Origin of the sequence: Streptomyces sp. NPDC015346 (assembly GCF_043078785.1) — a bacterium.
GTDB lineage: Bacteria > Actinomycetota > Actinomycetes > Streptomycetales > Streptomycetaceae > Streptomyces.
This window is the reverse complement of sequence record NZ_JBIBTW010000004.1, coordinates 633,641-646,159: the sequence shown is the minus strand read 5'-3', so window position 1 is coordinate 646,159 and position 12,519 is coordinate 633,641. Positions and strand designations below refer to the sequence as shown.

The 12,519-nt window shown below is 72.6% G+C and carries 11 protein-coding genes and 1 pseudogene; 5 read left to right on the top strand and 7 right to left on the bottom strand.

Annotation, left to right across the window (positions count from 1 at the left end):
* Positions 1-340 precede the first annotated feature (340 nt).
* Positions 341-703 (bottom strand): annotated as a pseudogene (locus ACF06X_RS18070) (BlaI/MecI/CopY family transcriptional regulator); the annotation flags it as partial.
* A 91-nt stretch (positions 704-794) separates the two neighbouring features.
* Here ACF06X_RS18070 and ACF06X_RS18065 point away from each other — a divergent pair.
* Entirely contained in the window at positions 795-950 is a 156-nt protein-coding gene (locus ACF06X_RS18065) for a hypothetical protein (protein WP_392288231.1), read from the top strand.
* Between the two features lie 19 nt (positions 951-969).
* Here the strand turns inward: ACF06X_RS18065 and ACF06X_RS18060 are convergent, their stop codons facing one another.
* From ACF06X_RS18060 to ACF06X_RS18050, 3 genes are all read right to left on the bottom strand, one after another.
* Positions 970-1,251: a metal-sensitive transcriptional regulator gene (locus tag ACF06X_RS18060; RefSeq protein ID WP_137994181.1), complete on the bottom strand. Its 282-nt coding sequence runs from the start codon at positions 1,249-1,251 to the stop codon at positions 970-972.
* A 66-nt stretch (positions 1,252-1,317) separates the two neighbouring features.
* A complete protein-coding gene (locus tag ACF06X_RS18055) occupies positions 1,318-3,591 on the bottom strand; it encodes a heavy metal translocating P-type ATPase (protein WP_392288230.1) in 2,274 nt (757 codons plus the stop codon).
* A gap of 114 nt (positions 3,592-3,705) precedes the next feature.
* A complete protein-coding gene (locus tag ACF06X_RS18050; RefSeq protein WP_392288229.1) occupies positions 3,706-3,990 on the bottom strand; it encodes a cation transporter in 285 nt (94 codons plus the stop codon).
* A gap of 163 nt (positions 3,991-4,153) precedes the next feature.
* Between ACF06X_RS18050 and ACF06X_RS18045 the strand changes: the two genes are divergently transcribed.
* Both ACF06X_RS18045 and ACF06X_RS18040 read left to right on the top strand, forming a co-directional pair.
* Entirely contained in the window at positions 4,154-5,113 is a 960-nt protein-coding gene (locus tag ACF06X_RS18045) for a hypothetical protein (RefSeq protein WP_392288228.1), read from the top strand.
* Positions 5,114-5,164: 51 nt separating this feature from the next.
* The gene (locus tag ACF06X_RS18040) at positions 5,165-5,869 is read left to right on the top strand and encodes a copper homeostasis protein CutC (protein WP_392288227.1); all 705 of its coding nucleotides are present in this window, start codon (positions 5,165-5,167) and stop codon (positions 5,867-5,869) included.
* A gap of 65 nt (positions 5,870-5,934) precedes the next feature.
* On the opposite strand, the gene ACF06X_RS18035 is transcribed toward ACF06X_RS18040, so the two are convergent.
* Entirely contained in the window at positions 5,935-6,687 is a 753-nt protein-coding gene (locus ACF06X_RS18035) for an SDR family NAD(P)-dependent oxidoreductase (RefSeq protein ID WP_392288226.1), read from the bottom strand.
* An 80-nt stretch (positions 6,688-6,767) separates the two neighbouring features.
* Here ACF06X_RS18035 and ACF06X_RS18030 point away from each other — a divergent pair, with 80 nt between their 5' ends.
* Both ACF06X_RS18030 and ACF06X_RS18025 read left to right on the top strand, forming a co-directional pair.
* A complete protein-coding gene (locus ACF06X_RS18030; protein ID WP_392288225.1) occupies positions 6,768-7,682 on the top strand; it encodes an aminoglycoside phosphotransferase family protein in 915 nt (304 codons plus the stop codon).
* Between the two features lie 152 nt (positions 7,683-7,834).
* A complete protein-coding gene (locus ACF06X_RS18025; RefSeq protein WP_392288224.1) occupies positions 7,835-8,542 on the top strand; it encodes an esterase/lipase family protein in 708 nt (235 codons plus the stop codon).
* 13 nt (positions 8,543-8,555) lie between these two features.
* Here ACF06X_RS18025 and ACF06X_RS18020 read toward each other — a convergent pair whose 3' ends face one another.
* Positions 8,556-10,583 carry a HelD family protein gene (locus ACF06X_RS18020; protein WP_392288223.1) on the bottom strand — a complete coding sequence of 676 codons (2,028 nt, stop codon included), beginning with the start codon at positions 10,581-10,583 and terminating at the stop codon, positions 8,556-8,558.
* Positions 10,584-10,811: 228 nt separating this feature from the next.
* On the bottom strand, positions 10,812-12,455 hold the full coding sequence (locus tag ACF06X_RS18015) for a DNA repair helicase XPB (RefSeq protein WP_392288222.1): 1,644 nt from the start codon (positions 12,453-12,455) through the stop codon (positions 10,812-10,814).
* Positions 12,456-12,519: the final 64 nt, after the last annotated feature.

Sequence of the window (12,519 nt, the reverse complement as noted above, 5' to 3'; positions counted from 1 at the left end):
CGCCACGGGGACGCGCGTCGGCGGCGGCACCACGCCGGCCGGGGCGCGGAGCGCCTTCGGCGACACTCGCGTGTGCGGCGGTGCCGGTGTGTCCGGCGGCGTTCGCGTGTGCGGCGGCGTTCGCGTGCACGGCGGCGTCCGCGTGTGAGACGTGCGCGTGTCCGGCGTGCGCGGCGGCGCTCGTGTGTCCGGTGGCGCCGCCATGTCCGGCGGTGTCGGCGTGTCCCGCGCCGCTCGGGTGTCCGGCGGCTCCCGCGTGTCCGGCGGCTCCCGCGTGTGCCGCGGCGTCCGTGTGCCCGGCCGTACCCGAAGCCCCCGCCCGGACCGCGCCCCCGGGCGGTCCCCCTGCCCCCCGTGCCGTGCGGAGGGCCGCGTCCAGCGCCTCCATGTCCTCGTGGGAGATGGTCTCCACGAAGCGCAGGAGGGCGGCCGGGCGGTCCGCGCTGTCGCCGAGGGCGTCCTGCATCAGGGCCGCGGTGTACTCCTCGCGGCTGCGGACCGGTTCGTACAGCCAGGCCCGGCCCGCCTTCTCGCGGCGGAGCCAGCCCTTGCGGTGGAGGATGTCCGCCACCGTCATCACCGTCGTGTAGGCGACCCGGCGCCCCAGATTGATGTCGTCGACGATCTCGCGGACCGTCGCGGGCCGTTGCCAGGCCCACAGCCGGTCCATGATCTCGGCCTCCAGCTCACCCAGCCGACGCACGCGCGTCCCCTCCCCCTCAGGTCCTGCGGGCCGCTCATCGTACGGGCCGCTCACCCGGCATAGATATACCCCCTAGGGGTACGATGGCGGGATGTCGACCCTGATGACGAACCGCCCCTGCGTGAAGGTCTGCGGCCCCGGGCTGCCCGGTTCGGCGGAGCTGGTGCTCCTCCGGCGGGTGCTCGGGCTCTGTCTTCGCCTGAGCATCACGCCGGCCGTCGACTGTCCTTCACGCAAGGGCGGTTGACTTCCTCGATCGAGGAGGCTTACGTCCTGATCAGCCGGGCGATGGCCTTGGACGCCTCGCCCACCTTCACCTTCGCCTGGTCCCCGCCCTGGGCGATCGCCTCGGTGACGCAGCAGCTGAGGTGCTCGTCCAGGAGGGCCACGGCGCAGGACTGGAGGGCCGCGTTGATGGCGGAGACCTGGGTCAGGACGTCGATGCAGTAGACGTCCTCGTCGACCATCCGCTGCACCCCCCGCACCTGCCCCTCGATGCGCCTCAGGCGTCTGATGATGTCTTCCTTGTGCTGTACGTAACCGGCCACGGCGGCCTCCTGTCAGCGGTCGGTGTTCAGCGGTCGGTGTTCAGCGGCCGGGGTCGGCGGCGGTGTTCAGCGGTCGGCGGCCTGGAAGCCGCGCAGGCGCAGGCTGTTGCCGACGACGAAGACCGAGGAGAAGGCCATGGCGGCCCCGGCGATCATCGGGTTGAGCAGTCCGGCCGCGGCGAGCGGCAGGGCGGCGACGTTGTAGGCGAAGGCCCAGAAGAGGTTGGAGCGGATGGTGCCGAGCGTCTTGCGCGAGAGCCGGATGGCGTCGGCGGCGGCCCGCAGGTCCCCTCGTACGAGGGTCAGGTCGCCGGCCTCGATGGCGGCGTCCGTGCCGGTGCCCATCGCCAGGCCCAGGTCGGCCTGGGCGAGGGCGGCGGCGTCGTTGACACCGTCGCCGACCATGGCGACCGAACGCCCTTCGCCCTGGAGGCGCTTGACGACGTCGACCTTGTCCTGGGGCATGACCTCGGCGATGACCTCGTCGATGCCGACCTCGGCGGCGACGGCCTCGGCGACGGCCTTGTTGTCCCCGGTGAGCAGGATCGGGGTCAGACCGAGCGCGCGCAGCCGCCTGATGGCCTCGGGGCTGGTCTCCTTGACGGCGTCGGCGACCTCCAGGACCGCGCGGGCCCTGCCGTCCCAGGCGACCGCGATGGCCGTCTTGCCGGTCTTCTCGGCCTCGTCCTTGGCGGACTTGAGGCTCTCGGGGAGCTCCATGGCCCACTCCTGGAGGAGCTTCTCGCGGCCGACGAGGACGGCGTGGCCGTCGACGACGCCCTGGACGCCGAGGCCGGGGATGTTGGCGAAGTCCTCGGGGGCGGGGAGGGTGCCGACCTTGGCGGCGGCGCCGGTGGCGACGGCCTGGGCGAGGGGGTGCTCGGAGGAGTGCTCCAGGGCGCCCGCGAGGCGCAGGACGTCGGTCTCGGCCACGCCGTCGGCGGTGTGGACCTTGATGAGGGTCATCCGGCCGGTGGTGACGGTGCCGGTCTTGTCCAGGACGATGGTGTCGACCTTGCGGGTGGTCTCCAGGACCTCGGGGCCCTTGATGAGGATGCCGAGCTGGGCGCCGCGGCCGGTGCCGACCATGAGGGCGGTCGGGGTGGCCAGGCCCAGCGCGCAGGGGCAGGCGATGATCAGGACGGCGACGGCGGCGGTGAACGCGGCCGTCAGTCCGGAGCCGGTGCCCAGCCAGAAGCCAAGCGTGCCGAGGGCGAGCGCGATCACGATGGGCACGAAGACGGCGGAGATCTTGTCGGCCAGGCGCTGGGCGGCGGCCTTGCCGTTCTGGGCGTCCTCGACGAGCTTGGCCATCCGGGCGAGCTGGGTGTCGGCGCCGATCCGGGTGGCCTCGACGACCAGGCGGCCGCCGGCGTTGAGCGTGGCACCGGTCACGCTGTCGCCGACGCCCACCTCGACGGGGACGGACTCACCGGTGAGCATGGAGGCGTCGACGGCGGAGGAGCCCTCGACGACGGTGCCGTCGGTGGCGATCTTCTCGCCCGGGCGGACCAGGAAGCGGTCCCCGACGGCGAGTTCGGCGGTCGGTACGGTGACCTCCCGGCCGCCCCGCAGGACGGTGACCTCCTTGGCGCCCAGCTGCATCAACGCCTTGAGCGCCGCGCCCGCCTTGCGCTTGGAGCGGGCCTCGAAGTACCGGCCGGCCAGGATGAACGCGGTGACACCGGCCGCGGCCTCCAGGTAGATGTTCCCGGCGCCGTCCGTGCGGGCGATGGTGAACTCGAAGGGGTGCGTCATCCCGGGCGTACCGGCGGTGCCGAAGAACAGCGCCCACAGCGACCACAGGAACGCGGCGATCGTGCCGACCGAGATCAGGGTGTCCATCGTGGCCGCGCCGTGCTTGGCGTTGGTCCAGGCGGCGCGGTGGAAGGGCCAGGCGGCGTAGACGACGACGGGGGCGGCGAGCGTGAGGCTCAGCCACTGCCAGTACTCGATCTGCAGGGCGGGGATCATCGCCATCGCGATGACGGGGACGGCGAGGGCGGTGGCCGTGATCAGCCGCTGCCTGAGCGGCCGCAGCTCGTCGTCGGCCTTCTCGTCATCACTCGGCCCTTCGTCGCCGGCGGACTCCGCCTTCGGCGGGGTGGGCTCGGCGGCGGTGTAGCCGGTGGCCTCGACGGTGGCGATCAGGTCGGCGACCGAGATGTCGGCGTCCGCGTCGAAGGTGACCTTCGCCTTCTCGGTGGCGTAGTTGACGGTGGCCTCGACCCCGTCCATGCGGTTGAGCTTCTTCTCGATACGGGCCGCGCACGAGGCGCAGGTCATGCCGCCGATGGCGAGCTCGACCTGGGCGGCGCCGGGTGTCGTCGTGGTGGACAAGGTGCACCTCTTTCTGTGGAGACTCGTGGCGGCCGGCCCTGAAGTCGGGAACTCGGGGGCCGGGGCCCATGGACGGACGGGCCCCGGCGGCCGGGATGGGGCTCGGCCGGACGGTCAGGCCCGGCCGGTCAGCTCGTAGCCGGCGTCGTCGACGGCGGCGGCGATCGCGGCGTCGTCGGGCGCTCCGCCGGTCGTCACGGTCACCAGGCCGCCGGCGACGTCGACGTCCACGGAGATGACTCCGTCGAGCGCGCCGACCGAGGTGGTGATCGCGGTCTTGCAGTGTCCGCAGGTCATGCCGGACACGGCGTAGACGGTGGCCGTGCTGTCGGCGACGGCGGTGGTGGTGCCCTCCGCGCCGGTCGAGCAGCTGTTGTCAGGAGTACAGCAGGAACCCATGTCTTCCTCCTCGCTGGGTTGGATACCCTCGGGGGGTATCCGTCTGGGTCCATGTATACCCCCCTGCCGTATGGCGACGCAAGCGATTCCCCGGCTTGACTTGATACCCCCCAGGGGTATGGTGAGGTGCATCGAACGGTTACTCACGTACGGGAGAGCTGCCATGAACACCGGAGTGAAGATCACGGCCTTCGCCGCCGCCCTCGCCGCGACCTTCGGGACCGCGTACGGGGTCGGCAGGGGCGTCGGACCCGTGGACGAGCCGCGGAAGGCCGTGCACGGTGAGCACGCGGCGTCATCGGAGCACGGCGCGGGCGCGGGCCACGGCGGGGACCACGCGGCGGCGGCCCAGGCATCACCCGCCGGGGGCCTGCAGGTCTCGGAGGGCGGCTACACGCTGGCCATGGAGACGCCGAGGCCGGCCGTCGGCAAGAGCGTGCTGAGGTTCTCGGTCAAGGACGCGAGCGGCAGGAAGGTCACCGCGTTCACGACCGAGCACGGCAAGGAACTGCACTTCATCGTGGCCTCGCGCGATCTCACGGTCTACCGCCACCTCCACCCCGTGCGGGCGGCCGACGGGACCTGGTCGACGCCGGTCGACCTGCCCGCGGCCGGTGGCTACAAGGCCTTCGCGGACTTCAAGCCGGCGGTCGCGGGAGCCAAGGGCGTGACCCTCGGCGTGGACCTGTCCGTACCCGGTGCGTACGCGCCGCAGCCGCTCCCGGCCGCCGCGCCGACCGCCGCCGTCGACGGTTACCAGGTCACGCTCGGCGGGACGCTCGACCCGGGCAAGGCCGGCGAGCTGAAGCTCACGGTCACCAAGGCGGGCAAGCCGGTCACCGACCTGGAGCCCTACCTCGGGGCGTACGGCCACCTGGTCGCGCTGCGCGACGGCGACCTCGCCTACCTCCACGTCCACCCCAACGAGGGCGGGCCCGGTCCGGACGTCTCCTTCACGGCGACGGCGCCGAGCGCGGGGACGTACCGGCTCTTCCTCGACTTCCAGCACGGCGGGAAGGTGCGGACGGCGGCGTTCACGGTCCACGCGGGGCCGGGGCACGCGACGACGCCCGCGCCGAGTGGGAACGCCACGCACGATGCGGACGGCCACTCGCACGGCTAGTCTGGTCATTGGACTAGACCTGTAGCCGTCATTCATGGAGGAATGGGCTCGATGAGCAACCGTGCAGTCCTTGAGGTGATCGCCCTCGACGAGCGGGACGCCGTCGCCGCCCAGGCCGGAGGGGCGGACCGCCTCGAACTGGTCACCGACATGGCGGCGGACGGCCTCTCCCCGTCCCGGACCGGTTTCACGGCGGTTCGCGCCGCCGTGGACATCCCGTTGCGCGTGATGCTCCGACTGACCGACGGATTCGCGGCGGGGGACCCCGGCCAGCTCGACGCGCTGGTGGCACGGGCCTCGGAGCTTCGGGAGGCGGGCGCGGACGAGTTCGTCCTCGGCTTCCTCACGGCTCACGGCGACCCGGACCTGGTGGCGGTCGAGCGGCTGATCGCCGTCCTGGACGGCTGCCGCTGGACCTTCCACCGGGCCATCGACCGCGCCGCCGACCGCGACGCCCTGCGCAAGCAGCTCGCGGACCTGCCGGGCCTCGACACCTACCTCACCGCGGGCGCGCCGACCGGCGTCGACGACGGCCTCCCCGTCCTCAAGTCCGAGGCCGCCCGCGCCGCTTCGGGCGAGCCGGGCTACGAGCCGCAGATCCTCGTCGGCGGCGGCCTGCGCCTCGACCACCTCCCCGAACTCCGCGCGGCCGGCCTCACCGCCTTCCACATCGGCGGCGCGGCCCGCCCGCAGGGCTGGACCCAGCCGGTCTCCTTGGAGGCGGTTCGCACCTGGCGCGAGGCGCTGGACGCCTAGGTCGTGTCCGGAAGGTCTCGCTTGGCGCTACTTTCCGGACACCCCTAGGGAGTGTCCGGCGGATGTCAGCGGCCGCCCGCCACGCGGAGGATCGTGCCCGTCGTGTACGAGGCGTCCTCGGAGAGCAGCCAGGCGACAGCGGCCGCGATCTCGTCCGGGCGGCCCGCGCGGCCGAGAGGGGTGACGAGGGCGACCTTGGCCGGGCGGTCCGGGTCGCCCATCGTCGCGTGCATGTCCGTCTCGATCGTGCCCGGCGCGACGGCGTTGACGCGGATGTGCTGCGGGCCCAACTCCTTGGCGAGGCCCACGGTCAGCGCGTCCGTCGCCGCCTTCGTCGCCGCGTAGTGGACGTACTCGCCGGGGCTGCCCAGCGTCGCCGCCGCTGAGGAGATGTTCACGATCGCGCCGCCGCCCCGCGCGCTCATGTCACGGGCCGCGCGGCGGCAGCACAGCAGGTAGCCGAGGAGGTTGACGTCCACCACCCGGCGCAGGTTCTCCGTCGTGGCGTCCGTCAGGCGCCCCAGCGGGCCCGTCACGCCCGCGTTGTTGACCAGGCCCGTCACCGGGCCCAGTTCGGCCTCCGCCGTGTCGAAGAGCCGCTCCACGTCCGCCTCGACGGCCGTGTCCGCCCGTACGACGACACAGCGCGCGCCGGCCTTCCGTACGGCGGCGGCCGTCTCCTCGGCGGCGGCGGAGTCCCTGACGTACCCGAGGACGAGGTCATGCCCCTCGTCGGCGAGCCGTACGCAGGTCGCCGCGCCGATCCCCCGGCTGCCGCCCGTGACGACGGTCACCGGCCGCTTCTCCGTGTCGGTCATCGTGTGCACCCTTCTCGTGGTCGCGCCGCCCACACCGTAATTCCCTGGCCGCCCGGTCCGCCCCTCGTTACCCTCCCGCCATGCCCGCCCCCAAGACGCACCCGCGCCCCGACGAAGTCGACATCGACGAGGACCTCGTACGCCGGCTCGTCGGAGGGCAGTTCCCCCGGTGGGCGGGGCTCCCGGTCCGCGCGGTCCCCTCCGCCGGCACCGACAACGCCATGTACCGCCTCGGCGACGCCATGGCCGTCCGGCTGCCCCGGCTCCCGTCCGCGGCCCGGCAGGTCGACAAGGAGCAGCGCTGGCTGCCCCGCCTCGCCCCGCACCTCCCGCTGCCCGTCCCCGTGCCGCTCGCCAAGGGGGTGCCCGCGGAGGGCTACGACCTGCCCTGGTCGGTGTACGGCTGGCTCGACGGCGAGAACGCCTTCGACGCCCCGATCGGCGATCTGGCGCACGCGGCGGTCGAGTTGGGCCGGTTCGGCGCCGCCCTGCGGCGCGTCGACGCGTCCGGCGGCCCTCGCTCCCTCCGGGGCGGGCACGTCACCGAGTGGGGCGGGGCGCACATGGCGGGCGCCGTCCGCGACCTCGGCTCCGACGGCACCCTGGACGCGACCGCGGTGACCGAGGCGTGGGAGTCCGTCCTGCGGCTCCCGCAGTGGGAGCGCGACCCGGTCTGGGTCCACGGCGACCTGCTCCCCGGCAACGTGCTGGCCCGCGACGGCCGGCTGAGCGCCGTCATCGACTTCGGCGGCCTCGGTACGGGCGACCCGGCCTGCGACATGATGGCCGCCTGGACCCTCTTCACCGCCGACACCCGCCCCCTCTTCCGGGAGGCCGCCGAGGTCGACGACGCCACCTGGGCGCGGGGGCGGGGATGGGCGCTGTGCTGGGGCGTGGTCACGGAGCACCACTACCGGCTCACGAACCCGCCCCTGGCGGCCGTCGCCCGCCGCGCCTTCACGGAGGCGCTGCCCGAGTACGAAGCGGGTGCTTGAGGCGGCCGCGCGTGAGGCGGCCGTGCGTGAGACGGGGGGCGCGTGAGGCGCTGGCCGCCCCCAACTCCCGGCCCGCACAGGGCTGTTCTTCTTGGCTCGCAGGCCTCACCATGCCCCTGACTACTCGTGCGTAACACCGCAGAGGGGGAAGCGTGTTGAGGCTCCGCGCCAGGATCGTTCCACTGTTCGCCGTCGTCGCGTCCCTGCTCATCCCGCTCACGACCGCCCACGCGGCCCACGCGGCCGAGGCGGCGGAAGCGACCGCCCGTACCCCCGTCGTCTTCGTCCACGGCTACAACGCCGACCCCGGTGTCTGGGGCGGCCTGCGCGAGGACCTCAAGGCCGACGGCTACACAGACGCCGAGCTGTTCTCCTTCGGCTACGACACCCACCGGTCCGTCAACGAAGTCCTCTCCGGCGAACTCGCCGCGTACATCGAGACCGTGAAGCGGCAGACCGGCGCGGCCCGGGTCGACCTCGTCGCCCACTCCTTCGGCAGCCTCGTCACCCGCTGGTACGTCAAGTTCGACGCCGCCGGCCAGTCCTCCGTCGCCCACTGGGCCTCGCTCGCCGGCCCCAACCACGGCACCAGCACGGCCTGGGCCTGCGCCCTGTGGGACCAGGCCTGCCGTGACATGACCCCCGGCTCCTACGTGCAGAAACGGCTCGCGGAGGGCGACGAGACACCCGGCGCCGTGCGGTACGCCACCTGGTGGTCGAACTGCGACGAGGTCATCAACCCCGACAGCAGCGTCCCGCTGACCGGCGCCGTCAACCACGCCGCCGGCTGCCTCGACCACAACGCGCTCCTCGGCGACGACACCGTCTCCCAGAGCGTCCGCGCCTTCCTCCGGAGCTAGCCGACCCAGAGAGCTAGCGGGCCAACTGCTCCGGGAGCGGCGAGGAGTGGAGGACCGTCAGGCCGGACACCGCGCGGGTCAGTGCCACATACAGCCGCCGCAGGCCCGTGCGTTCGTCCGGTTCGCCGTCGACGACGGCCGCCGGGTCGTCCAAGACCACGTAGTCGTACTCCAGGCCCTTCGCGAGCGACGCCGGGACCAGCGTCAGTCGGGACGCGGCCGTTGTCTCCTCGCCGGGGGAGAGGTACGTGAGGCCGGCGGCGGTCAGCGCCTCCGCCAGCGGTGCGATCCGCGCGTCGGCGGCGATCAGGCCGATCGAGCCCTCGTGGCCGAGGGACTCGACGCAGGCCGCGACGACCGCCGCGTCCAGTTCCTCCGGCGCGGCGTGCCGGATCTCCAGCGAGCCCGGGTTCTCCCGGACCGACTCGACGGCCGCGAGCCCCGGCGACATGTGCGGCAGCAGACGGGAGGCGTACGCGATGACCTCGCGCGGCACACGGAAGCCCGCCGTCAGCTCCTCCACCACGGCGTCCGGCTTCCCCAGGTGCCCGAGCGCCTGCGCCCAGCTCTCGGTCGCCCACGGGGTGGTGCCCTGCGCCAGGTCGCCGAGGATCGTCGCCGATCCGGTCGTACAGCGGCGGCCGACCGCGCGGTACTGCATCGGGGACAGGTCCTGGGCCTCGTCGAGGACCACATGGCCGAGCGAGTGCGTGCGCTCCACCAGGTCCTTCGCCTCGTCGATCAGGACCGCGTCCGCCGCCGACCACTTCGCCGACTTCACCGACCGGGCGGGCTTCGCCCAGAGCAGCAGCTTCTGCTCGTCGTCGGTCAGCACACCGGCCGCGTGCTCCGCGAGGAACTCGGCGTCGCTCAGCAGCCGCAGCACCAGCTTCGCCGGGTCCACCGGCGGCCAGACCGCCTTGACGACCGCCTTCACCGCCGCGTTCCTGGCCACCGCGTCCTGCACGCGGTCGTCCGGAGCCTCGCCCGCCTGCTCCATCCGCACCAGGACCGCGTGCGCGATCCGCTGCGGCAGCGCGTCCCGGGCCGCCCCGTAACGGATGTCCCGGTCCAGCAACTCGGCGACGATCTCCTCCAGTTCGTACGCCGGTACGCGCCAGCGGCGCGAGCCGCGCACCACCATCAGCGGCTCCGTGGGGAGCGTGACGTGCGAGCGGACCGCCCGCCGCAGCACCTCCGCCATCCGGGCGTCACCCTTGACGACGGCCGTCGCCGCCTCGTCCGTCCCGCGCACCTCCACATGGGCGACGAGGTCGTCGACCGTCGCCTGCCGCACCTCCAGCTCGCCGAGCGCCGGGAGCACCTGCTCGATGTAGTGGAGGAAGGACCGGTTCGGCCCGATGACGAGGGTGCCGGTGCGGGCCAGCCGCTCCCGGTGCGCGTAGAGGAGGTACGCGACACGGTGCAGGCCCACGGCCGTCTTTCCGGTGCCCGGGCCGCCCTGCACGCAGACGGATCCGGCGAGACCCGACCGTACGATCTCGTCCTGCTCCGGCTGGATGGTCGCGACGATGTCCCGCATCGGGCCCACGCGGGGGCGCTCGATCTCCGCCTGGAGCAGCTTGCTGGTCTGCTCCAGCTCCGCCGGGTCGGAGAGGTGCTCGTCCTCGTACGCGGTGAGCTCGCCGCCCGTGTAACCGAAGCGGCGCCGCAGGCCCACGTCCTGCGGGTCCTTCCGCGACGCCCGGTAGAAGGGCTGGGAGACCGGCGCGCGCCAGTCGATCACCATCGGGTCGCCGTCGGCGTCGTGGACGTGCCGGCGGCCGATGTAGAAGCGCTGCCCCTCCTGCGTGGTGTGCAGGTAGTCGAGCCGGCCGAAGAAGAGCGGGGTGTGGGAGAGGTCGGCGAGCGCCTTGATCCGTTCCTCGATCTGCGCGCCGAGGACGACGGCGTTGACCCAGTTCGCGGTGACGTCCTTGATGTCGAGCGCCTCGACGTCCTCGCGCATCGCGCGCAGGGCGGCGCGGGAGTCGGCGAGATGGGCGCGCTCGCGCGCGAGCGGGTCGTCCGAAGCGGACATGGCGGTGCCTCCGAGTGCGCGGACATGCGAGTCCGATGCGGGCATGACTGGGCGGCCGCCGGTTTCCGACCGGACGGCGGCGCTCCACTCGGGGAGGGAGGCGGGGAAGTCGGAGAGCATAGCTTCCGTGCGCGCGGCGCGCGAACGACTTTTTCCAGGAGGAACGGGAAGGGGGGCGGGGGTCGGCAACCCCCGCCCCCCTCTACCGCCCGCCGCCCGCCGCCTGCCTCAGTCGTCCGCCAGCAGCTGGTCCGCGTCCATGATCCGGTACGCGTACCCCTGCTCCGCCAGGAACCGCTGCCGGTGCGCGGCGAAGTCCTGGTCGATCGTGTCGCGCGCCACCACCGAGTAGAAGTGCGCCTGGTGCCCGTCCGCCTTCGGCCGCAGCACACGCCCCAGGCGCTGTGCCTCCTCCTGGCGGGAGCCGAAGGTGCCCGACACCTGGATTGCGACCGTCGCCTCCGGCAGGTCGATGGAGAAGTTCGCGACCTTCGAGACGACCAGCACGCTGATCTCGCCGTTGCGGAACGCGTCGAAGAGCTTCTCGCGCTGCGCGTTCGACGTCTCGCCCTTGATGACCGGCGCGTCCAGATGCTCACCCAGCTCGTCGAGCTGGTCGATGTACTGGCCGATGACGAGGATCTGCTGCCCGGCGAACTTCCGTACCAGCGCCTCCGTCACCTTCCGCTTCGTCGCGGTCGTCGCGCAGTAGCGGTACTTCTCCTCCGTCTCGGCGGTCGCGTACGCGAGCCGCTCGGAGTCGGTGAGATTGACCCGGACCTCGACACAGTCGGCCGGCGCGATGTAGCCCTGCGCCTCGATCTCCTTCCACGGCGCGTCGAACCGCTTCGGTCCGATCAGCGAGAACACGTCCGACTCCCGCCCGTCCTCCCGGACCAGCGTCGCCGTCAGACCCAGCCGCCGCCGCGCCTGGAGGTCGGCCGTGAACTTGAAGACGGGCGCCGGCAGCAGGTGCACCTCGTCGTAGACGATCAGGCCCCAGTCCCGGGAGTCGAAGAGCTCCAGGTGCGGATAGATGCCCTTCCGCTTCGTCGTGAGGACCTGGTACGTGGCGATGGTGACCGGCCGGATCTCCTTGCGCGTACCGCTGTACTCGCCGATCTCGTCCTCGGTGAGCGAGGTCCGCTTGACCAGCTCGTGCTTCCACTGCCGGGCCGAGACGGTGTTGGTGACCAGGATCAGCGTCGTCGCCTTCGCCTCCGCCATCGCACCGGCCCCGACCAGCGTCTTGCCCGCTCCACAGGGCAGCACGACGACCCCGGAGCCGCCGTGCCAGAAGCCCTCGACGGCCTGTTTCTGGTACGGGCGCAGGGCCCAGCCGTCCTCGGCGAGATCGATCTTGTGCGCCTCGCCGTCGACGTACCCGGCGAGGTCCTCGGCCGGCCAGCCGAGCTTCAGCAGCGTCTGCTTGATCTGCCCGCGCTCGGACGGGTGCACGGCGACCGTGTCGGGGTCGATGCGCTCGCCGACCAGCGGCTGCACCTTCCGCGACCGGAGGATCTCCTCCAGGACGGGCCGGTCGGTGCTGGTGAGGACGAGGCCGTGGGTGGGGTGCTTGGAGAGGGTGAGCCTGCCGTAGCGGGCCATGGTCTCGGCGACGTCCACGAGCAGCGCGTGCGGGACGGGGTAGCGGGAGAACTCGACCAGCGCGTCGACGACCTGCTCGGCGTCGTGACCGGCCGCGCGGGCGTTCCACAGCCCGAGCGGCGTGACGCGGTAGGTGTGGATGTGCTCGGGCGCCCGCTCCAGCTCGGCGAAGGGCGCGATGGCACGGCGACAGGCTTCCGCCAGCTCGTGGTCGACCTCCAGGAGCAGCGTCTTGTCGCTCTGGACGATGAGTGGTCCGTTCAACGCCTTCAGGTCCTTCCCGTGCCGTTCCGGTGACGGCCAAACATCCAGTGTCCCGCATCGCGCG

What these genes read in the sequence shown, in the direction of transcription:
- ACF06X_RS18065 (WP_392288231.1), top strand. Translation starts at nt 795, where the DNA reads ATGTCGACCCTGATGACGAACCGCCCCTGCGTGAAGGTCTGCGGCCCC.
- ACF06X_RS18050 (WP_392288229.1), bottom strand. Translation starts at nt 3,990, where the DNA reads ATGGGTTCCTGCTGTACTCCTGACAACAGCTGCTCGACCGGCGCGGAG.
- ACF06X_RS18045 (WP_392288228.1), top strand. Translation starts at nt 4,154, where the DNA reads ATGAACACCGGAGTGAAGATCACGGCCTTCGCCGCCGCCCTCGCCGCG.
- ACF06X_RS18040 (WP_392288227.1), top strand. Translation starts at nt 5,165, where the DNA reads ATGAGCAACCGTGCAGTCCTTGAGGTGATCGCCCTCGACGAGCGGGAC.
- ACF06X_RS18035 (WP_392288226.1), bottom strand. Translation starts at nt 6,687, where the DNA reads ATGACCGACACGGAGAAGCGGCCGGTGACCGTCGTCACGGGCGGCAGC.
- ACF06X_RS18030 (WP_392288225.1), top strand. Translation starts at nt 6,768, where the DNA reads ATGCCCGCCCCCAAGACGCACCCGCGCCCCGACGAAGTCGACATCGAC.
- ACF06X_RS18020 (WP_392288223.1), bottom strand. Translation starts at nt 10,583, where the DNA reads ATGTCCGCTTCGGACGACCCGCTCGCGCGCGAGCGCGCCCATCTCGCC.